Below are 22,421 nucleotides of genomic sequence, written 5' to 3'. Positions count from 1 at the left end.
GGTGATTTAGCAGATGCGTAGCAATTTACTCCGAATTTCCTTTTTAATTTTACTGTTTACCCAAATGTCTTGGGCTGCCAGTAGTGATTCTGCGGATACTCATGAATTCACTCTCAATAATGGATTAAAGCTGATTATTCGCGAGGATCATCGGGCACCTACAGTCGCCCATATGGTTTGGTATCGCGCAGGCTCGATGGATGAGGTGAACGGCCGCACCGGAGTTGCACACGTACTGGAACATATGATGTTCAAGGGAACTCATCAAGTGAAGGCCGGAGAATTCTCTCGATTAGTGGCTGCTGTTGGGGGGCGCGAGAATGCATTTACTTCCCGTGATTACACAGCGTATTTTCAGCAAGTTGAAAAATCCAAGTTAGATGAAGTTATTAGGCTTGAAGCAGATCGCATGTCTAATCTTAACTTTGACGACGCAGAATTCTTAAAAGAAATTCAGGTAGTGATGGAAGAGCGCCGCCTGCGTACTGAAGATAATCCGGGCAGCCTCTTAAATGAATCCCTCATGGCAACTGCCTATATGAGCTCGCCTTATCGTCATCCGGTTATAGGTTGGATGAATGATCTGCAAAACATGAAAGCTGCCGATGCACGCGCTTGGTATCGTAGTTGGTATGCCCCCAATAATGCAACCGTTGTCATCAGCGGCGATGTGGATCCTAGGCAAATTTTGGCAGTAGTTGAAAAGTATTACGGTGCTATTGCTACGCATGATTTGCCGGTACGTAAGCCGCAAATTGAGCCGCCCCAAAAAGGGGTTAAACAATCACAGGTGAAAGCTCCAGCTGATAGCGCTCAATTATCTATGGCCTGGAAGGTCCCACGCCTGGAGCCCGGTAAGCTTGATGATCCTGAGCCTTATGCTCTTGAACTTCTAACCGCTGTGCTCGATGGTTATGACAATGCGCGTCTCAATAGAAAACTGGTTAAGCAAGAAAAAGTCATAAATGATGTTGGCGTTTCTTATGACATGATTTCTCGGGGGCCGGAATTATTTCTCATTAGCGCCTCTATGGCAAAAGGAAGAACTGTTGCCCAGGCTCAAGCAAGTATTCATAAAGCATTAGATGAGTTAAAGCAAAAAGGAATTTTAGAGTCGGAACTTAAACGTATCAAAGTAAGAATTCTTTCCGATCAAATTTATAAGCGGGACTCTATTTTTGGTCAGGCAATGGAAATTGGTACCACCGAGATGGCAGGATTTTCTTGGCGAGATATTGATTACGTATTAGAGAAGATGCAATCGATTACTCCAGAGCAGGTACAGGCGGTTGCTAAAAAATATTTAGTGGATGAAGGCCTAACGATTGCCGCACTCGATCCTCAGACCCGTAAATCTGAAGTTAGCAAGGGGGGTAGATAATGAATTCCCTCAAAAAAAGGATTGCAGTTTTCTTCCTGGCATTTGGCTGCTTTGGAGTGTCCCACGCAATTTTACCGATTGAAAAGCTTGATAGCTTTAAGGGTGCTAAAGGGTTTTTAGTTCAAACTAAGACGCTACCGATGGTCGATATTGAGATCAGTACCGATGCTGGCGATCGCTATGACCCGGTTGGCAAGAGTGGCTTGGCAGATATGGTGGCGGGTCTAATGAATTATGGAGTAAAGGGCGATCAAGGTTTGTTGAGTGAAGCTCAGATTGCCGATGAGATTGCTGATTTGGGTGCCAATATTGGTTTATCAGTTAGTGGCGAGCGTGCGATCTTACGTATACGTAGCTTAAGTAGAAAGGATTTACGAGAGCGGGCGGTGAAATTAGTCGCGGCAATGTTGAGTTCCCCTACTTACGATGTAAAAATTCTTCAGCGAGAAAAGCAAAGGACGATTACCAGTTTGCTCGAAGCAGAAACCAAGCCAGAGTTTGTCTTAGAGCGGCGTTTTACGAAGTCGGTATATGGCGATTACCCACTTGGGAACACGCCAACGGTTAAAACAATTGCTGCGGTAAGTGTTAATGATTTAATGCAGTTTCATAAACAGTTTTACCGTAGTGATCGCATGATTGTAAGTATTGTGGGTGATGTCGATCGAGTGCAGGCAAATGAAATCATGCAGACTCTATTGCAAAAGATTCCACAATCTGGAGCTCCAATTGCCAAGTTGCCAGAGTTGCAACGTTCCCCAGTAGAGCCCTTAGCACAGCGTGAGATTCAGATTCCCTTTGATTCACAGCAAGCGCATATTGCGATGGGAATGACAGCAGTCACTCGCAGCAACCCAGATTACTTTCCTCTTTTGGTCGGTAATTACGTATTAGGCGGTGGTGGTTTTGTGTCTCGCTTGATGACTGAGGTGCGCGAGAAACGCGGGCTTGCTTACAGTGTCTTTAGTTATTTTGCCCCTGGCAAAGACACTGGTATTTTTCAGGCCGGCCTCCAGACTAAGGGTGATCAGGCTACGACAGCACTTGAGGTAATGAATTCAACCATTGCCAGATTTATTGCTGATGGACCAACTCCCTCCGAGCTCATTGCAGCTAAATCTAACTTGGTAAATGGCTATCCATTGCGAATTGATAATAATCGTAAATTATTGGATAACGTTTCATCAATTGCCTGGAATAATTTACCGCTCGACACGATGGAGATTTGGACCAAGCAAGTGGAAGCAGTTACTTTGGAGCAAGTGACTGCTGCTTTCCAAAAATATCTAGCGATGGATCGCATGAGGATTGTGGTCTTGGGAGCGCAAAATAAATAAGTCTGCAAAAGCTTTAAGGACAGAGCCGCCCAAGAAAGTGCGCATCATTGGTGGCGTGTGGAGAAGTCGTTTACTAACTGTTTTGGATTTGCCTGGTTTGCGCCCGACCACGGATCGGATTCGAGAAACCCTATTTAATTGGCTTGGTCAGGATTTAACAGATTTGTCTTGCTTAGATTTATTTGCTGGTACTGGTGCATTGGGTTTTGAGGCGGCTTCCCGGGGTGCTGATGTAGTAGTGCTGTTAGAAAAAGATAAAAAAGCCCACGCAAGCCTCTTGAGTAATTTTTCTGCGCTGCAATCATCTCCAGTGACCGGTAAAGTAGAAATTCTGCAGAGGGATAGTTTGGAGTTTTTAAAGCAACAGGCCGATCGCTCCTGTAATTTGATTTTTATCGACCCCCCTTTTCAAGATTCGAGCTTATTGGATCGGACTGTGATGGAGGCAGGCCGGATTTGTGATGATGCTCGTGGGGGTGGCATTTATGTCGAATTTCCCTCCAATCGTCCCATAGAGGAGATAGAGGCCCTATTACCAGACTGGCATTGTGGAAAATACTTAGAGGCGGGTCAGGTAAAAGCCTGTCTATTTCGGGGTGGAAGAGGCTAAACTCTTGCCTGTAGCTGATAAAGCCTTAGGAGCATTATGACTGTCGCTGTATACCCAGGAACATTTGATCCCTTTACTCGTGGGCACGAGGATTTGGTGCGTCGCGCATCCAGTATCTTTGATACGTTGATTGTCGGTGTTGCCTCAAGTCGTAGTAAGCACCCTTTCTTTTCATTAGAAGAGCGCCTCGATATTGCCACGGAAGTGCTTAGTCATTATTCCAATGTGAGGGTGGTTGGCTTTGATGGCCTGTTAAAAGATTTTGCTCGTGAGCACAATGCTCGTGTGATTGTTCGAGGCTTGCGTGCGGTTTCTGATTTTGAATATGAATTTCAGATGGCCGGGATGAATCGCTATCTCTTGCCCGATGTTGAAACTCTCTTCTTAACGCCCTCTGATCAGTACCAGTTTATCTCGGGTACTTTTGTGCGTGAAATTGCATCTATGGGTGGTGATGTTAGCAAATTTGTTTTCCCATCTGTTGAAAAGTGGTTGGTTGAAAAAATGGCACGCAATAGCCAGATTAAAAAGTAAGCCCAGTAAGCATATATGGCCTTAATGATTACGGATGAGTGCATCAACTGTGATGTGTGTGAGCCTGAGTGCCCCAACGATGCAATTTATATGGGGCTTGAGATTTACGAGATCAATCCTGATAAATGCACAGAATGTGTTGGCCATTACGATGCACCTCAGTGTCGTCAGGTCTGCCCAGTAGACTGCATTCCTTTTAATCCACAACACACAGAGTCTCAAGAGCAGTTAATGGCGAAATTCAAGCTACTGACTGCAAGTAAAAAAGCAAACGCCACTTAGCCTTTGGAGTGAAGTTCCAGCATGGCAGTTTGAGTATCGCCTTTCATAAATAGCGGCAAGATTTGAAGGCTATTTTCAATGCTGGCATCAATCAGTTTTTGTTCTGCTGCTTGTGGTCTGCGCAATACATAATCTGCGACATCCATTGCGCGGCCATCGCCAGCTGCATCTCGAGGATGGCCAATGCCTAGGCGAAGACGCCAGTAGTCTGGCGTACTGAGGTGGGCTTGAATATCTTTTAGTCCATTATGGCCACCAGTACCACCACCTAATTTAATGCGTGCAGTTCCAGGCTTTAAATCGAGCTCGTCTTGTACAACCAAAATATCTGCAGGGCTGATCTTATGAAAGCGGCACAGTGCACCCACTGCTTGACCGCTGAGATTCATATAAGTGCTTGGCTTCAGTAGAAAAAGATCTTCAGCCTCCCATTTTGCTTTTGCTACTTTTCCATGAAAACGTTTTTCAGGCTCAAAGCGGATATTGAATTGTTTTGCCAGGGCATCAACAAACCAGAAGCCAGCGTTATGCCGATCTTCTTCGTGTTCGTCACCAGGGTTGCCAAGGCCAACAATTAATTTAGTCATGGTGGGAGTTTAAGGTCTAAGAAGCTTTTCTACAAAAAGGAAAAAAGAAAGCCCGCTTGCGCGGGCCTTCTTGATGCAAAGAATGCAGCTTAAGTGAATTAAGCCTTATCTTTACCAGCGTCAGATGCAGGAGCGGCAGCAGGAGCTGCGGCAGCAGGAGCAGCCTCTTCAGTCTCAGCAGATTTAACGGCTGGAATACGTGCGTTTGCAAGTACTGGGTTTTCTTGTTCAACATGCAACACCAAGCTAACCCCTTTTGGCAAAGTCAGATCTTTAGCGTGAATTGAATGACCTACTTCGATTTTGCTCAAGTCAACTTCGATGAACTCTGGTAAGTCTGCTGGTAAGCAAGAAATTTCGAGGTCATTGAGAATATGACTAACAACGGCACCTTGCAATTTCACGGCAGCTGAGGTGTCAGCATTAGTGAAGTGCAATGGAACGCGCATATGAACTTTTTCACTAGCTGATACGCGTTGGAAGTCGATGTGCAATACCAATGGCTTGAATGGATGCATTTGGTAATCACGTAACAACACCTTTTGTGCTGCCCCGCCGATTTCCAAATCTAGAATGGATGAGTGAAATGCTTCCTTGCGGAGAGCATGAAACAGTGCGTTATGGTCTAACTCAATAACAGCCACTGGATCTTTACCACCGTAAACGATTCCCGGAGTTTTCCCGGAATTGCGCAGACGGCGGCTCGCACCCGTTCCCTGTACGCTTCTTTCAAAGGCAACTACTTTCATATTAAATTCCCTAGTTAAGGTTAATTTCCGTTCGCGACCAAACAGAAAAGCCTTCGATTATATCTTGGGATAGGGGGTTTTTGCCTACAGATGATCAAAAAACGCTTAATAACTGCCAAAAAATGGGGTAAAGCGATACTTTTTGGCTTATTCGGCAAACATCGACATGACCGAGTCGCCCTTGCTGATGCGAGAAAGGGTTTCCGCCAGAATGGGGGCTACGCTTAATTGGCGTATTTTGGCCACTTTGGTGGCTTCAGGGGTCAGTGGGATGGTATCGGTAACTACCAATTCATCTAATTCAGAGGCGGCGATACGGGCTACTGCGCCGCCAGATAAAACCGCATGGGTACAGTAGGCGGTAACACCCTTAGCGCCACGCTCTTTAAGTGCTTCGGCAGCTTTACAAAGAGTTCCACCGGTATCGATGATGTCATCCATGATGACGCAATGACGACCTTCAACTTCACCAATCAAATGCATTACTTCAGAAACATTTGCCTTAGGGCGGCGCTTATCAATAATGGCTAAATCAGTACCGAGTTGCTTGGCCATTGCGCGAGCACGCACAACACCGCCAATATCTGGTGAGACGATGATGAGGTCTTTTTGGGTCTTCTGTGCCTCGAGGTCCGCCAAGAGAACAGGTGAGGCATATATATTGTCTACCGGGATGTCAAAGAAACCCTGAATTTGGTCAGCATGTAGATCCATGGTTAGAACACGCTCAATACCGGCAACCGATTGAAGCATATTGGCCACGATGCGCGCTGAGATTGCCACACGTGCAGAACGTGGGCGACGGTCTTGGCGGGCATAACCAAAATAAGGAATGACTGCAGTGATGCGACCAGCTGACGCACGCTTGAGCGCATCAATCATGATCATCAGCTCCATCAAGCTGTCGTTGGTTGGCGCACACGTTGATTGAATCACAACAACATTTTTACCGCGCACGTTCTCTTGAATTTCTACTTGGATCTCGCCATCAGAAAAGCGGCCTACAAAAGCTTTTCCCATTGGGAGATGAAGTTCTTTGGCGACAGCCTCAGCCAAAACAGGATTTGCGTTGCCTGTGAATAGGGTCAGTAAATCTGAGTGAGTAGAGGCAGTCATAGGATTAAGGGCTTAGTCGGGTCAAAAGGTTATCTTTATCATTTCTACAGTATTTGGCAGGGGAAGAAGGATTCGAACCTTCGCATGCTGGAATCAAAATCCAGTGCCTTAACCAGCTTGGCGATTCCCCTACAGGTCAATCTGAAGAAACCAAATTGTAAGCGGGATTCTTATTTAAGCCCCGAACAATCCGACCTACCCATCCTTTTGGAAGAGTTTGCAAAAGATTATCTAGTTTTGCGGTATCGGTCTTAGGGTCTAAGACGGCAAAAACGCTACTTCCAGAACCGGACATGCGGGGCTCTGATCCCGCTACTGCCTGGCTAATCCAATCCAAAGCTTGCTTCACTTCAGGACAAATCTGCACCGCTACTGTCTGACAATCGTTTGATAATTCCGACCATGGCGACGCAAGAAAGCCATCAATTGTAATCTGAGCATGGTTTCTGGTCAAATGCGGGTCTTGAAAAATGCTTGCTGTGGCGATGCTCTGCTGGGGAAAAATCACCAAAAAATCTCGATTTTCTAGCTCAAGCCCTTGGATTTTTTCGCCAACCCCTTCTACAAAAGCATTTTGACCATAGATAAAAAAGGGCACATCGGCGCCAAGCTGGAGGCCTAGCTTGGCTAAAGTTGCTCTATCGAGTTGAAGCTTCCAAAGGGTATTTAGCCCAATCAAAGTAGTTGCTGCATCAGAGGACCCGCCACCCAACCCTGCACCCATCGGAATTTCTTTCTGAAGATCGATTTCAACCCCGCCAGGGAAGCTACAAAACTCTTTTAATAATTTGGCTGCACGAACAACTAAATCTTGTTCTGGCGGCACCTCGGGTATTGGATTGATACGACGAACTTCATTCTCTGGAATTGCTTTGAGAGAGATGGTGTCGCACCAATCAATCAGCTGAAAAACAGATTGAAGTAAGTGATAGCCATCAGCTCGGCGTCCAACGAGGTGGAGAAAAAGATTCAGCTTTGCTGGTGAGCGAAGCACCAAAATGTTGTTACTCATTCGGGTGATCGAATACCAATCGAATATCAATCGACCCAATGTTGGAGCTGCGGGTCATTGTGAGCTTATCTAGGCGCTTGTTGTTGCCCCAGGTGTAAATCAACTCCCAACCATCTTGACTAATTTTGCTCACTTGGCCTTTAGGGTTTCTTTCAACGCTGGCCTCGCTACCTGGCCTTACTTCTCCGCTGAGCCAATTTGATAGACCCCTTGCAGGCAGTGGCAGTCCTAGCGTGTTTTGAACTAAGGTATCTGCATCAATTGCAGTAACTACTTGACCATCGCGCTCTAAGGTTGCTTCGCCAGGAGTGATTGTAATTTTTGCGATCGAGCCACCAACAGGATTGCGAATTTCTAAAATATCTTTAAGTGCATCTTGAGTTAAGGTAAAGCCACCCGAGCCGCCTTGATTTTGCGATTCAGTGATGCCGATTACTTTGACTGCGAAACGCCCATCCCATGAGCCCTGAGGAGCTTGTTCCGGGGTCGACCAGTCTGGTTTTAAACGCTTTAAAGTTTCCTTAAGGGTCGGGTTGTTGGCATCTAGCTTTTGACCTTGGCGCCACATATCTTCAGCCTCAGTACGGCGGTTCATTGCCCACAGGACCTCTCCAGTATGGGCTGCAATATCGGCCTCAGGTTTCATTGTAAAAGCTTGCTGTAGTTGCTCTAATGCCAGCGTATTTTTACCGAGTCTAAAGTTGACCCAGCCTAAGCTGTCTAAGATGAAGCTATCTTTTGGGGATAGTTGATGTGCTTTGCTGATGAGCGCCAATGCTTCAGGAAGTTTGATATTGCGATCAGCTAATGAATAGCCGAGCGCGTTTAAAGTATTCGCATCGTTTGGATGCTTGCGCAAAATATCACGCAAGGTTTTTTCCATGACATCATTGCGCCCCACTTTTTCTGCAGACATGGCGTAGGAGTAAAGTAGGCCAGGATCTTTTGGCGAGACCTTGACGGTTGATGCAATTTCGTAGAAGGCGCGCAAGGCTTCGTTTTCATCTTTAGCTTTAGCCAGCAGTGCTTGCAGTTGTAATAAGGTGTTTTCTTGTTGTGCAGGAGTTTGTTGTCGTAGCAAAGTGATGGCTGGTTTAACAGCATGAGACCATTGGTTATTTAAAACAAGGAGGGTGATCAGCACTTCTTTGGGTTTTGTTTCAGAAGATGGTGATAATTCATCCCAAGTTTTTGCGGCCTGCAGCGCTAACTCAGGTGAGCCGCCGCCGATGGCGATTTCCATCGCCCTTTGAGCCAGACGAGGATCTTTGTATTGGCGAGCCATTTCCAGATAGGTGTTGTAAGCCAGTCCAGCCTCACCTCGTTGAAGTGCAATTTCTGAAGCAAGTACCTCAAATACGCCCTCTCCGCTCTGCAAACCACTTGCTTGCGCCTGGGCTTGACTTGAAAAGACTGCCCCGCTAGATAGGGCCAAAAGGAATAAGCCCAGCAAAAAGGGCTTGCGTGTAAATTTGCTCATAAGCACATTCTAATCTGCGAATCTACAATCCATTTATGCCAGAACTTCCAGAAGTAGAAGTCACCAGATTAGGAATTGCCCCCCACCTTGAGGGGCGGAAGATCAGCGCCGTCAAAGTGCTGGATGGGCGCTTACGCTGGCCTGTCCCTAGCAATTTGCCTAAGATTTTGACTGGTCAAAAGGTTCAGTCGATCAAGAGGCGTGGAAAATACCTGCTTCTCGAAATGGAGACGGGCCACTTACTCATTCATTTGGGCATGACTGGGACTTTGCGGGTCTTGCCGAGCTCCGATACCTTAAAGACGCATGATCGAGTTACCTTTGAGTTTGGTGATTTGAGTCTGCGATTGCATGACCCTCGAAAATTTGGCGCCGTGCTATGGCATGCCAACACAAAAGGCCCGCTGGAGAAAAATGCGCTTTTGCAAAAATTAGGCGTTGAGCCTTTTTCAGATGAGTTCTCGGGCGAGCTGGGGGCAGATATTCTTTATAGGGCATCGCGCAAACGTACCGTTGCTGTTAAGCAATTTCTATTGGCAGGACAAGCTGTCGTTGGTGTTGGCAATATTTACTGTTCTGAAAGTTTGTTTGAGGCGGGAATTCATCCTGCGAAGGCAGCAGGTAAGCTGAGCAAACCACAATGTACTCGTTTGGCAAATGCCGTAAGACTGATTCTTAAAAAAGCCATCGCCGCTGGCGGAAGCAGTTTGAAAGATTTTGTAAATAGCGAAGGTGATCCAGGCCACTTCATGGTGCAAACCAAAGTCTATGACCGCAAAGGCCTGCCCTGTAAGGTTTGCAAAACGCCGATCGCGCAAATTGTTCAGGGGCAACGCTCCACCTATTTCTGTCCCCAATGTCAAAAACGCTAATCAATACTTTTTCAAAAAAGCTTATTACTTGGCATGGTGTCAGCGGCCGTTCAGGATTGCCTTGGCAGGGGAATCAGGACCCTTACGCAGTTTGGGTTTCCGAAATCATGCTACAACAAACCCAAGTTGCGACAGTACTAGAGCGATATCCTCGTTTTATGAAACGCTTTCCAACGGTCAAGAAATTAGCTGCAGCTGATATTGATGAGGTGTTGGCAGAATGGGCTGGGCTGGGCTACTACTCTCGTGCTCGAAACTTGCATGTATGTGCAAAACAGGTGATGCAGGAATTTTCTGGCAAGTTTCCAAGCGACCCAATCTTGCTTGAGCGCTTAAAGGGTATTGGTCGATCAACAGCGGGCGCCATTGCTGCTTTTGCTTTCCGAGAGCGCGCAGCAATATTGGATGCCAATGTCAAAAGAATTTTTGCACGTTTGTTTGCGGTTGAAGGTGCGATACAGGATAAAGCGGTAAATGACCGTCTATGGCAATTAGCAACCGACTTATTGCCGAGTCAATCAGAAAACATGCCGGTCTATACGCAGGCCTTAATGGATTTTGGTGCTACTTGGTGCACTGCGCGTAAGCCAGTATGCATAGGTATCGAGAAAAAATGCCCATTTGCAAAAGATTGTCAGGCGAACTTGAGTGATCAGGTTCTTGCTTTGCCGCAAAAGACACTGAAGGCAAAGTCACCAGAGTTTGACTGCGACATGCTATTGGTGAGAGCGGGAAATTTTGTTCTCCTACAAAAGCGACCTAGTAAGGCGATTTGGGGCGGACTATGGTCTTTGCCTGAGTCGCCCTGGAGACCAAGGACTGAGAGGGCTCATAAGTCCGCTCAAGGGCTCAAAGCGCTGCTTTCTATCACATTACTAGAAGAAAATATTTCTGGTTTGCTTAAATCTTTCAAGGGATTGAAGCAAGGTAATCAAATTAAACATATCTTTACCCATCGTCGTTTATGGATGCAGATATGGGAATTGAGCTCTTCAAATACTGTGGAATTTTCTAACTCTAATTTGAAGTGGGTATCTCTTAGCCAATTAGGGCGATATGGCTTGCCGCAACCAGTTAAAGTTTTGCTGTTGGGATTGAGTCCAGCTCGCGATGGCGATCTAAAAAATTAATCTGTAGAGCAGTCAAAGCTTTTTGTGCACGGAAGTGTTCGCTTATACGATTGACTAGGTAGACTGAGCGATGTTGACCGCCAGTGCAACCAATAGCTACCGTTAAATAGCTACGACCATCTGCAATATAGTGGGGTAACCATTTATCAATGAATTGAATAATGTCGCTTTCCATGCTAACTACTTCGGGAATCTTTTCTAAAAATTCTTGTACAGGCTTGTCTTTGCCGGTGAGCGGTCGCAAGACTTTATCGTAGTGCGGATTGGGCAAACAGCGCACATCAAAGACTAGATCGGCTTCGCTGGGAACACCTTTTTTGAAGCCAAAGGATTCAAAAATTACGGAAAGTCCAAAGGGTTTCTCTTTGAGGAAATCTTGGATCCACGAGCGCAGAGCGTGTGCAGGTAAATTGCTTGTATCGATACTATGGGCCTGGGCGCGCAGGGGCTCAAGTAAGTTGCGCTCTCTATCAATCGCCTCAATCAGGGTTGCTGACTGTGATTGCTGAATATTAGTTGATAAGGGGTGGCGTCTACGGGTTTCTGAAAAGCGCTGTACTAATGTATTGGTATCAGCGTTTAAGAAAACGATTCTTACTTGATGATTCCGACGCAAATTCTCTAGAATTGAAGGTAAGTCAGCGATAGTTTGGCCGCGACGCGCATCAATTGCAACTGCTACTCGTTCGCTATTCTCTTTTTCGAGGGTGGTGATGAGACTCTCAAGGAGGGAGACTGGGAGATTGTCTACGCAGTCATAACCAGCGTCCTCAAAAGCCCTGAGGGCAACTGATTTACCCGAGCCAGAGATCCCGGTAATCAGATTAATTTGCATAGCTTAGAGCAATCGCCCTTGTGACTTCACTGAGTCTGCTTCGGCATTCATTTGCATGCGTTGACGCTCAATAAATTCTTTCAGGGTATCAATGCCACGTAATTGCAAAATCGTATTGCGTACAGCAGCTTCAACTAATACCGCCAAATTTCGTCCTGCAGCCACCTGAATTTTTACAGTCCGAATTGGAATACCCAAGACATTAATATGTTGGGCTTCCAGGGGCAATCTTTCAAACTCTCCATCCGTTCTTCGAACCAACTGAACAATGAGGCGTAATTTAAGTTTGCGACGCACTGCGGTTTCACCAAAGATGGTACGAATATCTAGCAGGCCTAAGCCGCGAACCTCAAGCAAGTTTCGCAGGATGACAGGGCAACGACCTTCAATGTAGTCTGGACCAAGACGGGCAAAGTCAACAGCATCATCAGCCACTAAACCATGTCCCCGAGAAATCAGCTCCAGACCCAATTCACTTTTACCTAAACCCGAATCGCCGGTCAGTAAGACACCTAAACCCAGGATGTCCATGAAAACGCCATGCATCGTGATTTGAGGTGCACCAATTTTGGTTAGGTAGGTACGAAGATGGTCAATCACCTCTGCCGCAGAGATTTGCGTTGTAAATAAGGGAGTGGAAGAGCGTTGACAAAAGAGTTGCAGATCTGCATCTGCAGTCTTGCCGTCGGCCACAATCACACATGGCGGTGTCCTGGAGATTAAGTTGGCGATCTGCTCTTGTCTTTGTTGGGCTTCTAGCGCAGCATGGTAGTCCACTTCTTGCTCACCAAAAATTTGGATACGACTTGGGTGAATCAGATTTAAGTGACCCACTAAGTCTGAGCTAGCTGCAGCTGCCTTGACTGCCTCAGCTGGGAAAGTGCGATCTGCGCCTTCTAGTCCGCCAATCCAGGAAAGCTTGAGATCTGAAACGTTGTCATCAAAAATCTGCTGCGCAGTTACTCCCTCAAGGAGCAAAGGTTGAATCATTTTGCTGTACCCCATTGTTGTAACAGCTCGCACACCTTTAGTGGGTCATCTGTAGAAGATAGGAATTGACGGGTATCCGCATCAGACAATAGTTGTGCGATGGAGGACAAAATTTCTAAATGCTGTTGAGTTGCCTTTTCAGGAACCAATAAAAAAATCAGAATCGCTACTGGTTCGCCATCAGGAGCGGCAAATTCAATTGGATTTGTTAGCCTCATGAAGGCAGCGCTTGGTTGTTTTAAGCCCTTAACTCGTCCATGGGGGATTGCAACCCCAGCACCAAGTGCAGTGGATCCTAAATCCTCACGTGCATTCAGGAAAGCCACCACAGAGGCAGCATCAATTCCTACTTTTTGAGAGAACAGATCTCCGGCTGCTGCAAATGCATCAGCCCTGCTTGTAGCGGGGTTGCCTAATGCAATGCAGTCAGGAGTAAAAAGATTGGTCAGGGCATTCATTGAATTGATTATAGGTGTCCTGACGATAGGGATTACTCAAATCGTTTTTCGTGATGATGATCTTGGATCTTTTCTTTGTGTTTTACAACTTGGCGCTCTAGCTTATCTACCACGGCATCCATGGCGTGGTAGAGGTCGGCGTTATGAGCTTCGGCAAATAATTCTTTGCCCTTGAGATGAATAGTAATTTCGGCACTCTGACGCAGTTCTTTCTCTTTGGCGTTATCAACCACAAGAAAAGCAGAGGCATCGATTACATGGTCAAAGTGCTTACGAATTTTGGCCATCCCAGCCTCAAGGTGTGATCGCATTGCTGGGGTTACTTCCAGATGGCGGCTATTAATTTTCAGATTCATCAGCATCTCCTCTTATAAACGCGTGCGCATGCTCAAGCCTAGGGTGCGCCGCAAGCCCCTGAAATCGTTTGAGTGGTATTTTGGGAAAGAAACTTCATGAACCTCCAGCGTATCAGCGAATTTACTGAAAACCAAGAGGGAAAAGCATTTTTATTAGTTAAACAGCCCAGAAGGCCGCCTAGATTACATCCGGAAGTTTTCGCCTAGATAGACCCTGCGGACGGCATCGTTTCGGATAATTTCATCTGGCTTGCCTTCAGCCAAGACGCTACCTTCGCTGATGATGTAGGCGTGGTCGCAAATGCCTAGAGTTTCCCGAACGTTATGGTCGGTAATGAGTACGCCGATCTGGCGGTCTCTCAAGAATCGTACGATGCGCTGAATTTCCCCAACGGCAATAGGGTCAACACCAGCAAATGGCTCGTCTAGCAAGATGAACTTGGGCTGAGATGCTAAGGCTCTGGCAATCTCAACCCTGCGACGTTCTCCCCCAGAAAGGGAGAGGGCTGGGTTATTTCGCAGGTGGCTAATTTGTAGTTCACCTAAGAGTTCATCTAGACGGCTCGCAATTTCAGCTTTAGTTAGCGGTTTGCCACCCTGTGCTTGCAGTTCGAGGACGGCTTGAATATTTTCAGCAACATTGAGTTTTCTGAAAACCGAAGCTTCTTGGGGGAGGTAAGACAAACCCATGCGAGCTCGCTCATGAATGGGTAAATGCGTGATGTCAGCACCATCCAAAATAATATTGCCACCATCAAGGGGAACCAAGCCAACAATCATGTAAAACGAAGTTGTTTTACCTGCACCATTGGGCCCGAGCAAACCGACGACTTCGCCACATTTCACTTCTATGGAAACATCACGAACTACTGTTCTGGAGCCATATCGCTTTTGTAGCTTGTGAGCACTTAGGGTTGCTGGGCTATTGGTTTGAGCTGAATCCGTTGTCATTTCTCTAATGTGGCTTTTCGTCTTGGTGAAAGGATTGCTCTAGCTAAAGGCAAATCATCCGGCTTTGCATCTGCTGGAGGCGTCACCCGATAGTACTGCTTTACATCATCGTACTCAATTTTCCAGCCGCGTAATTGGTCTAGCATTTGCATATTCAGCAGGCGCTTGAGGCTAGCGTCTCCTGTTAGTGTCAGAAATTCGGTTTTAGCGTTGTAAGTAACCTGATGGGCAAGGCCCTGCATAAATTCATCTGCGGAACCTTCGCGACGCTGTCTGAAACTGGCCGTGTCATCTGGCGCTCCTTTAACGTCAACAAACTCATAGCCTTCGGGGTCAACTTGAATATGACCCTCTTCACCGGTTACAAGAATGCTGCCTTTGATCAGCAGCACTTGACCATTGAGATCATAGATTTGTTTGACGTCATTTACGGAAACTTTTTCCGCCTCAAGAATAATAGGTTTATCTTGATCCGCTTTTTCTGCATGGACAAATCCAGCAAGCCCTAAGCCAAGCACCAAAATAAAAGCAATTGAGTTGAGCGAAGTGCTGCCTCTAGCGATCATTTACTGATTCCCTCGCGGTGCTCGCTCAATTCGCCCCTTCACTTGACCGGAGAGTGTCATGCTTTGTTCGACATTATTAAAAACGCCGCCTTCAGTGGAATGCATCATAGACATACCTTGCTCAAGCGTAATAGGCCTATCGGTTTCGATAATGTCATCATTAATAAGCACCTTAAAATAGCTTGAAGATGCCAACATACGAAGGGTGGCTGGTTCCGTCACTGTAGCCGCCTGCGCAGGTCGAAAGATGGTGGCGTTATCGATAAGATCCAGAACTGTGAGATCTCCATCAAGATGACCGGTATCAGATTTGACTGTTACTGGTGCCTTATCGAGCTGAAAGAGGCGCATACGAGGAGTCAAAATATCGATTGAGGCGTCATCATCATAGTGAGTCACTTGTTTCCCCAAAATTCGATACTTAGTATTACCAAGTTCATTCAATGCAGAGAGAGCCCCATCATGAATGGTGTAATCGGGCTCGTGCAGTCTCGCGCGTTCAAGCGCAGACTTTTCAGGGGGCGTATTTTTTCGTACCAACCAAAAAGTTGCTAGGGTTAATGCGCTCATCAAAATCAAGGGCATCAGTCGCAATAGAGTGCGCCCAATGCCAAGTTTGATCTGTTGAGAATTCAATTGCATTGATTAGTTACGCGCTTTATTGAGCAGATCATCATAGCGGTTTTGTGACTTTAGGATGAGGTCACAAACTTCTCGTACAGCGCTATTACCACCACTATTGTTGGTTACAAAATGTGCGAATTCTTTAACCGCCTCATGACCTTGCGCTGGACAGATCCTCAATCCAGCACTTTTCATCATCTGCAAGTCTGGCCAATCATCGCCCATGACAGCGCAGTCTGAGGCAGAAAGATTCAGGGATTTAACAACCTGATCCAAGGCAAGGGCTTTATTTTCTACGCCCATATGCACCTTTTTAATCCCTAGCTCTTCACAGCGAGCTAAAACCATCTTTGAATTTCTGCCGGTGATGATGGCTGTTGGTATCCCGCATTGCTCTAACAATTTAATGCCCAGACCATCCTGAATATCAAATGCTTTGAGTGACTCTTTGCCATCGCTCCCAATCCATACTTGCCCGTTGGTTAAAACGCCATCGACATCTAAAACCAATAGCTTAACTTTGCTGGCACGATCCCACGCTTGCGGATATTGAGTGAGAGGATTGGTTTGATGGGTATTAAAAGCGCTAGGCATAGAGAATCAACTAGATTGGGGGCTAAATAACTTTTGCTGCAAATAAGTCATGCAGATTGAGCGCGCCTAATAGTTGGCCATTGCTGTCGGTAACCACTAAGTGGTTAATGCGATGCTTTTCCATCATCTCAATAGCCTCTTCTGCAAGCAACTCAGGTGGAATAGTACGCGGACCAGGTGTAGTGGCAGTTTTCAAGGTAATGCCATCTAGATTGGTTTTCTTCTCCAATAAGCGACGCAGATCACCATCAGTCAAAATTCCGAATACCTTTTTGTCTTTATCTAGGGCGACTACCATCCCCATCCGTTTAGCGGTCATCTCTAGCAAAGCATCTTGCAGCGAGGCTTCAACAGAAATTTTAGGAGTGTCATCAAAGCTACGCATCACCTCGCTAACGTGCATCAGTTGTTTGCGACCTAGTCTGCCACCTGGATGTGAGCGAATGAAATCTTCCGCTTCAAAACCTCTTGCATCTAAGAGTGCCACAGCCAGTGCATCACCCATTGCTAAAGCTGCAGTAGTGCTCGTTGTTGGTGCAAGGTTGAGTGGGCAAGCTTCTTTCTCGACACTAGTGTCGAGATGTGCGTCTGCTAATTTTGCAAGGGATGAGCTCGGCGCTCCAGTCAGGGCAATGAGTTTTGCCCCTGTGCGCTTAACGATCGGAACGATAGTTAATAGTTCCTCAGTCTCACCAGAGTTTGAGAGGGCAACAAAAACATCATCCCTTGTCACCATCCCTAAGTCACCATGACTTGCTTCGGCAGGGTGGACAAAAAAAGCAGGGGATCCAGTGGAAGCAAAGGTGGCAGCAATTTTGCGGGCGATATGCCCAGATTTGCCGATTCCAGAAACAACGATTCTGCCTTTGCAACCATGAAGCAGTTCAACTGCAAGAACTAGTGCATCAGCATTAGCCCCTTCAAGGCGGTCGCGCATGGTTTGCAGTGCAGCAGCCTCAATCGTGAGGGTGTCGCGCGCAAGCTTTAGGGTTCGTTCACGAGTCTTAGCTATCATCGAGTAAGTATATGCCGTCAGTCCTTCAGTTAACTCTCATTCTCTTGGCCTCTGGTGTGGCCGGAGTGGTTATTTTCCGCTATTTTGGCTTACCCCCTATTTTGGGCTATTTAGCCATTGGGGTGCTGATTGGTCCGAATGCCTTGGGCTTAGCGAGTGACTCGGCCACAGTCCATTATTTGGCTGAATTTGGGGTAGTTTTCTTGATGTTCTCGATTGGCCTGGAATTTAACCTGCATAAGCTGCGGGCGATGCGTAAGATCGTATTTGGCCTTGGAGCTAGTCAGGTGGCCTTGACAATGTTCTTGGCAGTCCCAGCCAGCCTCCTGATGAACTGGATTTACCCTATCTCTTGGTATGCAGCGATTGCCCTGGGTGGAGCTTTGGCCATGTCATCTACCGCGATTGTGACCAAACTTATTTCTGATCGCGCGGAATTAGAGACCGAGCACGGCCGTAATGTTGTTGGTATTTTACTGTTCCAGGATTTGGCAGTGGTCTTCTTGTTGATTCTGTTGCCATCACTAGGCAAGAATTCGGCAGACTTATTTGTTGCTCTAACAACGGCAGCAATCAAGATTACTGTGGCATTAGTCCTGATTTTCTTTATTGGTCAAACACTGATGAGTCGCTGGTTCAGGTTGGTAGCCAAGTTGCGCTCTCAAGAATTATTCATGCTCAATCTCCTATTGATTGTCTTGGGTATGGCAGGGTTAACCGAGCACTTTGGTTTGTCTTTAGCCTTAGGGGCTTTCTTGGCAGGCATGTTGATTTCAGAAACACCATATCGCCACCAGGTCGAAGAAGACGTTAAACCCTTCCGCGATGTGTTGCTTGGACTCTTCTTTATTACGATTGGCATGCTGCTGGATTTCAATGTGATTTACGAACAGTGGATGTTGGTTCTAGCCTTATTAATAGGCCCTCTGGTGTTTAAGTTTGGCTTGATCGCACTGCTTTCTAAAGCCTTTGGCTCAAGCACGGGCATCTCAATCCGAACGGGCTTATGCCTGGCTCAAGCGGGTGAATTTGGATTCGTTTTACTCACTCAAATTGATGGCTTGGATTTAATTGATCCAACCTTAAGTCAAGCAGTATTGGCAGCAATGCTGTTATCGATGTTCTGCGCACCTTTCTTAATTGAATACAGCGATCGTATTGCCATGCGGTTTTCTAGTAATGAATGGTTATTGCAATCACTTGCTTTGACGCGCGTTGCAGCCAAGAGTGTACGTAATGAAAACCACGTAGTGATTTGTGGATTTGGGCGCTCAGGCCAAAGTTTGGCACGCATGCTCGATCAAGAAAAAATTCCTTACATTGCCTTGGATTTAGATCCTGATCGGGTCAAAGAAGCGGCCGCCGCTGGTGACAACGTTGTCTATGGCGATGCTAGTCGTGAAAATTATTTGATTGCCGCTGGTTTATCTAGAGCAAAAGCGGTAGTTATTACCTATGCCGATACTGGAGCAAGTTTGCGAGTATTGCGACAGGTTGAGCATCTGCGCCCGGGAATGACAGTATTGGTGCGTACTAGAGATGATGCCGATATTGCTAAATTGCAAGCGGCTGGTGCCACTGAAGTTATTCCTGAGTTGATTGAGGGCAGCCTCATGATTGCCTCCCATGTTTTGCTGATCATGGGTGTTCCGATGCGCAAGGTGGTTCGACGCATTACTACTGCTCGTGAAGAGCGTTACAGCCTATTGAGGGGTTACTTCCGCGGTTCGGCTGATGATGACTTTGGGTCCAATGAGTCTTGGCGTTTACATTCAATTACTTTGTTGCCGCACTCACAGGCAGTTGGCAAAACCCTGGGCGAGCTCGACCTTGAGAATGAGGGCGTTAGTGTTCAGGCAGTGCGTCGTAAGGGTCGAAATGCCGATTATGTGAAGTTAGATCCTAGTCCTGACTTGCAGTTGGAAGCCAATGATATTTTGGTGATCTCAGGTAATTCAGAGGCAACCGATTTAGCTGAGGCTAAGTTACTCTGAGATCAATCAATCGCGTTTATTACTTCGATTATTTTTTCTTCTTAGCAGTAACAAGTTTTCGGGTTAGTAATGGCGCCAAGTAGTGGCCAGTAAAGCTAGCTTCATTTTTTGCGACATCTTCCGGTGTTCCAGTGGCAATAATTTGTCCACCACCGGCGCCTCCTTTAGGGCCTAGATCAATAATCCAGTCCGCAGTCTTAATGACATCTAAGTTGTGCTCAATGATGACGATAGTATTACCTTGTTTCTTCAATGTTTGAATCACCGTCAATAACAGTTGAATGTCATGGAAATGTAAGCCAGTGGTCGGCTCATCCAAAATGTATAGGGTTCTGCCCGTATCTCGTTTTGATAGCTCAAGAGAAAGCTTGACGCGTTGAGCCTCGCCGCCAGACAAAGTGGTAGCGCTTTGCCCAAGCTTCACATAACCAAGACCAACATCTAAGAGCGTTTTTAGTTTGCGTTTAACAACTGGAACCGCTTCAAAAAATTCATGGGCTTGCTCGATAGTCATCGAGAGTACTTCATGAATATTCTTGCCTTTGTATCGAATGTCCAGAGTCTCACGGTTGTAACGTTTGCCATGACAAATATCGCAAGGCACATAAACGTCAGGCAAGAAGTGCATTTCTACTTTGAGAACGCCATCACCCTCACAAGAATCGCAACGTCCACCTTTGACGTTAAAAGAGAAGCGGCCAGCCTCATAGCCACGCTCACGTGAAGCGGGAACACCAGCAAAGAGCTCACGAATAGGAGTAAATAGGCCTGTATAGGTAGCCGGATTAGAGCGCGGGGTTCTGCCAATCGGTGATTGATCAACGCTAATGACTTTGTCAAAATGCTCTAAACCTTTCATTGAATCATGCGCTGCAGGCTCTGCATTAGAGCCATAGAGGTGTTGAGCTACCGCATGGTGCAAGGTATCGTTGATGAGTGTAGATTTGCCAGAGCCTGAAACTCCAGTCACGCAAGTGAGTAATCCCACTGGAATCTTGGCATGCACTGATTGCAAGTTATTGCCACGTGCACCAATGATTTCTAGGAATCGGTCATTTGCTGGAATGCGTTTTTCTGGGACTGCAATCGCTTCACGACCCGCAAGATAGGCCCCGGTAAGTGAGTTTAGATTAGCCTCAACTTCAGCAGGGGTTCCTTGAGCAACGATCTCGCCTCCATGAACACCTGCACCTGGGCCAATATCGATCACCCAATCTGAAGCGCGAATCATGTCCTCGTCATGCTCAACCACTAAGACGCTATTGCCTAAATCACGCAAGTGTTTCAGGGTTCCAATTAAGCGATCGTTGTCGCGCTGATGCAGGCCAATCGAAGGTTCATCGAGAACGTACATGACTCCAGTTAAGCCTGAGCCAATTTGGCTGGCCAGGCGAATACGCTGTGCTTCGCCGCCAGAAAGAGTATCGGCACTGCGTTCGAGCGAGAGGTAGTCAAGGCCTACGTCATTTAAGAAGCGCAGACGTGCGCCAATTTCTTTAACAATCTTGTCAGCGATTTCGCGTTTGGCACCTTTGAGTTCGAGCGTTTCAAAATATTCTTTGGCTTCTTTCAGCGGCAGAGCGCTGATTTCATAAATAGCGCGTGATTGTTTCTTCTCGCCTACTTTGACAAAGCGAGCCTCCTTACGCAAACGACTACCGCTGCACTCAGGACAGGTTTGTACATTTTGATAGCGTGATAGCTCTTCGCGTACCGTCATAGAGTCAGTTTCACGATAACGACGTTCAAAGTTGGCGACGATGCCTTCAAAAGCATGTTCACGAATACTGTTTTTGCCACGCTCATTGATGTACTCAAAGGGAATAGTGACATCACCAGAACCAAGCAAGATGAGGTGTTGTTGTTTCTTGGAAAGCGTTTCAAATGGCTTCTCAACATCAAAGCCACCATGTTTTGCAAGTGTTTGCAGCAGTTTGAAGTAGAACTGATTACGGCGATCCCAGCCCTTAATGGCGCCAGAAGCGAGTGATAAATCAGGGTGTGCAACGATGCGCTTAGGATCAAAGAAGGATTGATGTCCAAGGCCATCGCAGGATGGACAAGCGCCCATTGGATTATTGAAAGAGAAAAGACGTGGCTCTAGTTCTTGCAGGGAATAAGAGCAAACAGGGCAAGCGAATTTGCTTGAGAAGATCATCTCCTTGCCACTATCCATATCCACAATCATGGCTTTGCCATCCGCGAGACGCAGTGCTGTCTCGAATGATTCTGCGAGACGCTGCTGAATATCTGGCCGCACTTTAATACGGTCTACCACTACCTCAATCGAGTGCTTATCGTTTTTCTTTAGTGTTGGCAGTTGATCTACTTCAAAAATTTCTGCTTTAGCAGCATTTGCTGTGCCGCCGCCGGAACGCACTCGGAAGCGTACAAAGCCTTGTGCCTGCAGGTCCTGGAAGAGGTCGACGAATTCACCTTTGCGCTCGCTCACTACGGGAGCAAGAATCATCAACTTGGTATCTTCTGGCATTGCCAGCACGGTGTCGACCATTTGTGAAACGCTTTGGGCTTCTAGTGGAAGATCGTGGTCTGGGCAATGGGGTGTGCCTGCGCGCGCAAATAACAGACGTAAGTAATCGTGAATTTCAGTCACAGTGCCGACGGTTGAACGTGGGTTGTGACTGGTTGCTTTTTGCTCAATGGAAATAGCAGGTGATAGACCTTCGATCGTATCGACGTCTGGTTTTTCCATCAGCTGTAAAAACTGGCGGGCATATGCTGAGAGTGACTCCACATAACGACGTTGACCTTCGGCATACAGGGTATCAAAAGCCAAGGAGCTCTTGCCTGAACCAGATAAGCCAGTCAAGACGACTAGTTTCTCTCTAGGAATGTCTAGATTGATGTTTTTGAGGTTGTGGGTGCGGGCACCGCGGATCTTGATTTCGTTATTCATGATTTTTTTGTGTAACTTGTTAATATAGCTC

23 protein-coding genes and 1 tRNA gene are annotated in these 22,421 nt (G+C 46.6%); 8 read left to right on the top strand and 16 right to left on the bottom strand.

Annotated features, from left to right (window positions below; all coding sequences use genetic code 11):
* Positions 1-13 precede the first annotated feature (13 nt).
* Genes C2740_RS08545 through C2740_RS08525 form a run of 5 tightly spaced genes read left to right on the top strand, consistent with a single transcriptional unit; the run spans position 14 to position 4,144 of the window.
* On the top strand, positions 14-1,381 hold the full coding sequence (locus tag C2740_RS08545; RefSeq protein ID WP_215293238.1) for a pitrilysin family protein: 1,368 nt from the start codon (positions 14-16) through the stop codon (positions 1,379-1,381).
* Positions 1,381-2,718, top strand: coding sequence for a pitrilysin family protein (locus C2740_RS08540; protein WP_215293236.1), 1,338 nt, complete (start codon positions 1,381-1,383; stop codon positions 2,716-2,718). The genes C2740_RS08545 and C2740_RS08540 overlap by 1 nt, the downstream gene beginning before the upstream one ends.
* Positions 2,690-3,328 carry a 16S rRNA (guanine(966)-N(2))-methyltransferase RsmD gene (gene rsmD, locus C2740_RS08535; RefSeq protein ID WP_251369634.1) on the top strand — a complete coding sequence of 213 codons (639 nt, stop codon included), beginning with the start codon at positions 2,690-2,692 and terminating at the stop codon, positions 3,326-3,328. The genes C2740_RS08540 and rsmD overlap by 29 nt, the downstream gene beginning before the upstream one ends.
* A gap of 36 nt (positions 3,329-3,364) precedes the next feature.
* Positions 3,365-3,862, top strand: a complete 498-nt coding sequence (coaD, locus tag C2740_RS08530) for a pantetheine-phosphate adenylyltransferase (protein WP_215293235.1) — start codon at positions 3,365-3,367, stop codon at positions 3,860-3,862.
* Positions 3,863-3,877: 15 nt separating this feature from the next.
* Positions 3,878-4,144, top strand: a complete 267-nt coding sequence (locus tag C2740_RS08525) for a YfhL family 4Fe-4S dicluster ferredoxin (RefSeq protein WP_215293233.1) — start codon at positions 3,878-3,880, stop codon at positions 4,142-4,144.
* On the opposite strand, the gene pth is transcribed toward C2740_RS08525, so the two are convergent.
* The 6 genes from pth to C2740_RS08495 all read right to left on the bottom strand — a co-directional run bounded on the left by pth (position 4,141) and on the right by C2740_RS08495 (position 9,088).
* The gene (gene pth / locus C2740_RS08520) at positions 4,141-4,731 is read right to left on the bottom strand and encodes an aminoacyl-tRNA hydrolase (protein WP_215293231.1); all 591 of its coding nucleotides are present in this window, start codon (positions 4,729-4,731) and stop codon (positions 4,141-4,143) included. The two genes, C2740_RS08525 and pth, sit on opposite strands and share 4 nt — an antisense overlap.
* A gap of 98 nt (positions 4,732-4,829) precedes the next feature.
* Positions 4,830-5,480: a 50S ribosomal protein L25/general stress protein Ctc gene (locus C2740_RS08515; RefSeq protein ID WP_215293229.1), complete on the bottom strand. Its 651-nt coding sequence runs from the start codon at positions 5,478-5,480 to the stop codon at positions 4,830-4,832.
* 147 nt (positions 5,481-5,627) lie between these two features.
* Positions 5,628-6,596 (bottom strand): ribose-phosphate pyrophosphokinase, encoded by a 969-nt coding sequence (locus tag C2740_RS08510; RefSeq protein WP_215293227.1) that lies wholly within the window; start codon positions 6,594-6,596, stop codon positions 5,628-5,630.
* 54 nt (positions 6,597-6,650) lie between these two features.
* Positions 6,651-6,727, bottom strand: a tRNA-Gln gene (locus C2740_RS08505).
* Between the two features lie 5 nt (positions 6,728-6,732).
* The gene (gene ispE / locus C2740_RS08500; RefSeq protein WP_215293225.1) at positions 6,733-7,608 is read right to left on the bottom strand and encodes a 4-(cytidine 5'-diphospho)-2-C-methyl-D-erythritol kinase; all 876 of its coding nucleotides are present in this window, start codon (positions 7,606-7,608) and stop codon (positions 6,733-6,735) included.
* A complete protein-coding gene (locus C2740_RS08495) occupies positions 7,601-9,088 on the bottom strand; it encodes a lipoprotein insertase outer membrane protein LolB (protein WP_215293223.1) in 1,488 nt (495 codons plus the stop codon). The genes ispE and C2740_RS08495 overlap by 8 nt, the downstream gene beginning before the upstream one ends.
* Positions 9,089-9,123: 35 nt before the next feature.
* Here C2740_RS08495 and mutM point away from each other — a divergent pair, with 35 nt between their 5' ends.
* Positions 9,124-9,960: a bifunctional DNA-formamidopyrimidine glycosylase/DNA-(apurinic or apyrimidinic site) lyase gene (gene mutM, locus C2740_RS08490; RefSeq protein ID WP_215293221.1), complete on the top strand. Its 837-nt coding sequence runs from the start codon at positions 9,124-9,126 to the stop codon at positions 9,958-9,960.
* Positions 9,945-11,090 carry an A/G-specific adenine glycosylase gene (gene mutY, locus C2740_RS08485; protein ID WP_215293219.1) on the top strand — a complete coding sequence of 382 codons (1,146 nt, stop codon included), beginning with the start codon at positions 9,945-9,947 and terminating at the stop codon, positions 11,088-11,090. The genes mutM and mutY overlap by 16 nt, the downstream gene beginning before the upstream one ends.
* Here the strand turns inward: mutY and rapZ are convergent.
* The 9 genes from rapZ to C2740_RS08440 form a co-directional block, all read right to left on the bottom strand.
* The gene (rapZ, locus tag C2740_RS08480; RefSeq protein WP_215293217.1) at positions 11,035-11,925 is read right to left on the bottom strand and encodes an RNase adapter RapZ; all 891 of its coding nucleotides are present in this window, start codon (positions 11,923-11,925) and stop codon (positions 11,035-11,037) included. The genes mutY and rapZ overlap by 56 nt on opposite strands.
* A 3-nt stretch (positions 11,926-11,928) precedes the next feature.
* The gene (gene hprK, locus C2740_RS08475; protein ID WP_215294367.1) at positions 11,929-12,903 is read right to left on the bottom strand and encodes an HPr(Ser) kinase/phosphatase; all 975 of its coding nucleotides are present in this window, start codon (positions 12,901-12,903) and stop codon (positions 11,929-11,931) included.
* A gap of 8 nt (positions 12,904-12,911) precedes the next feature.
* Positions 12,912-13,373: a PTS sugar transporter subunit IIA gene (locus C2740_RS08470; RefSeq protein ID WP_215293215.1), complete on the bottom strand. Its 462-nt coding sequence runs from the start codon at positions 13,371-13,373 to the stop codon at positions 12,912-12,914.
* A 32-nt stretch (positions 13,374-13,405) separates the two neighbouring features.
* Positions 13,406-13,729: a ribosome hibernation-promoting factor, HPF/YfiA family gene (hpf, locus tag C2740_RS08465; protein WP_215293213.1), complete on the bottom strand. Its 324-nt coding sequence runs from the start codon at positions 13,727-13,729 to the stop codon at positions 13,406-13,408.
* 183 nt (positions 13,730-13,912) lie between these two features.
* On the bottom strand, positions 13,913-14,680 hold the full coding sequence (gene lptB / locus C2740_RS08460; protein WP_215293211.1) for an LPS export ABC transporter ATP-binding protein: 768 nt from the start codon (positions 14,678-14,680) through the stop codon (positions 13,913-13,915).
* A complete protein-coding gene (gene lptA / locus C2740_RS08455) occupies positions 14,677-15,246 on the bottom strand; it encodes a lipopolysaccharide transport periplasmic protein LptA (RefSeq protein WP_215293209.1) in 570 nt (189 codons plus the stop codon). The genes lptB and lptA overlap by 4 nt, the downstream gene beginning before the upstream one ends.
* Entirely contained in the window at positions 15,247-15,888 is a 642-nt protein-coding gene (lptC, locus tag C2740_RS08450) for an LPS export ABC transporter periplasmic protein LptC (protein WP_215293207.1), read from the bottom strand.
* Between the two features lie 3 nt (positions 15,889-15,891).
* Entirely contained in the window at positions 15,892-16,464 is a 573-nt protein-coding gene (locus C2740_RS08445) for an HAD family hydrolase (protein ID WP_215293205.1), read from the bottom strand.
* Positions 16,465-16,486: 22 nt separating this feature from the next.
* Complete coding sequence (locus C2740_RS08440) at positions 16,487-17,479, bottom strand: SIS domain-containing protein (protein WP_215293203.1); 993 nt, start codon at positions 17,477-17,479, stop codon at positions 16,487-16,489.
* Positions 17,480-17,490: 11 nt separating this feature from the next.
* Between C2740_RS08440 and C2740_RS08435 the strand changes: the two genes are divergently transcribed.
* A complete protein-coding gene (locus C2740_RS08435; protein WP_215293201.1) occupies positions 17,491-19,473 on the top strand; it encodes a monovalent cation:proton antiporter family protein in 1,983 nt (660 codons plus the stop codon).
* Positions 19,474-19,501: 28 nt separating this feature from the next.
* On the opposite strand, the gene uvrA is transcribed toward C2740_RS08435, so the two are convergent.
* Entirely contained in the window at positions 19,502-22,390 is a 2,889-nt protein-coding gene (gene uvrA, locus C2740_RS08430) for an excinuclease ABC subunit UvrA (protein ID WP_215293199.1), read from the bottom strand.
* Positions 22,391-22,421: the final 31 nt, after the last annotated feature.

The organism is Polynucleobacter sp. MG-5-Ahmo-C2, assembly GCF_018687735.1.
In the GTDB taxonomy this organism is placed as follows: Bacteria; Pseudomonadota; Gammaproteobacteria; order Burkholderiales; family Burkholderiaceae; genus Polynucleobacter.
The sequence above is the reverse complement of the archived record's forward strand: the minus strand, read 5'-3'. Positions and strand labels throughout refer to the sequence as shown.

Bases quoted from the DNA above. Each gene is read 5' to 3' on its own strand.
- ispE (WP_215293225.1), bottom strand. From the start codon at position 7,608: ATGAGTAACAACATTTTGGTGCTTCGCTCACCAGCAAAGCTGAATCTT.
- C2740_RS08495 (WP_215293223.1), bottom strand. From the start codon at position 9,088: ATGAGCAAATTTACACGCAAGCCCTTTTTGCTGGGCTTATTCCTTTTG.
- C2740_RS08545 (WP_215293238.1), top strand. From the start codon at position 14: ATGCGTAGCAATTTACTCCGAATTTCCTTTTTAATTTTACTGTTTACC.
- lptB (WP_215293211.1), bottom strand. From the start codon at position 14,680: ATGACAACGGATTCAGCTCAAACCAATAGCCCAGCAACCCTAAGTGCT.
- uvrA (WP_215293199.1), bottom strand. From the start codon at position 22,390: ATGAATAACGAAATCAAGATCCGCGGTGCCCGCACCCACAACCTCAAA.
- mutM (WP_215293221.1), top strand. From the start codon at position 9,124: ATGCCAGAACTTCCAGAAGTAGAAGTCACCAGATTAGGAATTGCCCCC.
- C2740_RS08440 (WP_215293203.1), bottom strand. From the start codon at position 17,479: ATGATAGCTAAGACTCGTGAACGAACCCTAAAGCTTGCGCGCGACACC.
- C2740_RS08435 (WP_215293201.1), top strand. From the start codon at position 17,491: ATGCCGTCAGTCCTTCAGTTAACTCTCATTCTCTTGGCCTCTGGTGTG.
- C2740_RS08470 (WP_215293215.1), bottom strand. From the start codon at position 13,373: ATGAATGCCCTGACCAATCTTTTTACTCCTGACTGCATTGCATTAGGC.
- hpf (WP_215293213.1), bottom strand. From the start codon at position 13,729: ATGAATCTGAAAATTAATAGCCGCCATCTGGAAGTAACCCCAGCAATG.
- C2740_RS08510 (WP_215293227.1), bottom strand. From the start codon at position 6,596: ATGACTGCCTCTACTCACTCAGATTTACTGACCCTATTCACAGGCAAC.
- coaD (WP_215293235.1), top strand. From the start codon at position 3,365: ATGACTGTCGCTGTATACCCAGGAACATTTGATCCCTTTACTCGTGGG.
- rapZ (WP_215293217.1), bottom strand. From the start codon at position 11,925: ATGCAAATTAATCTGATTACCGGGATCTCTGGCTCGGGTAAATCAGTT.
- C2740_RS08525 (WP_215293233.1), top strand. From the start codon at position 3,878: ATGGCCTTAATGATTACGGATGAGTGCATCAACTGTGATGTGTGTGAG.
- pth (WP_215293231.1), bottom strand. From the start codon at position 4,731: ATGACTAAATTAATTGTTGGCCTTGGCAACCCTGGTGACGAACACGAA.
- C2740_RS08445 (WP_215293205.1), bottom strand. From the start codon at position 16,464: ATGCCTAGCGCTTTTAATACCCATCAAACCAATCCTCTCACTCAATAT.
- lptC (WP_215293207.1), bottom strand. From the start codon at position 15,888: ATGCAATTGAATTCTCAACAGATCAAACTTGGCATTGGGCGCACTCTA.
- lptA (WP_215293209.1), bottom strand. From the start codon at position 15,246: ATGATCGCTAGAGGCAGCACTTCGCTCAACTCAATTGCTTTTATTTTG.
- mutY (WP_215293219.1), top strand. From the start codon at position 9,945: ATGTCAAAAACGCTAATCAATACTTTTTCAAAAAAGCTTATTACTTGG.
- C2740_RS08540 (WP_215293236.1), top strand. From the start codon at position 1,381: ATGAATTCCCTCAAAAAAAGGATTGCAGTTTTCTTCCTGGCATTTGGC.
- C2740_RS08515 (WP_215293229.1), bottom strand. From the start codon at position 5,480: ATGAAAGTAGTTGCCTTTGAAAGAAGCGTACAGGGAACGGGTGCGAGC.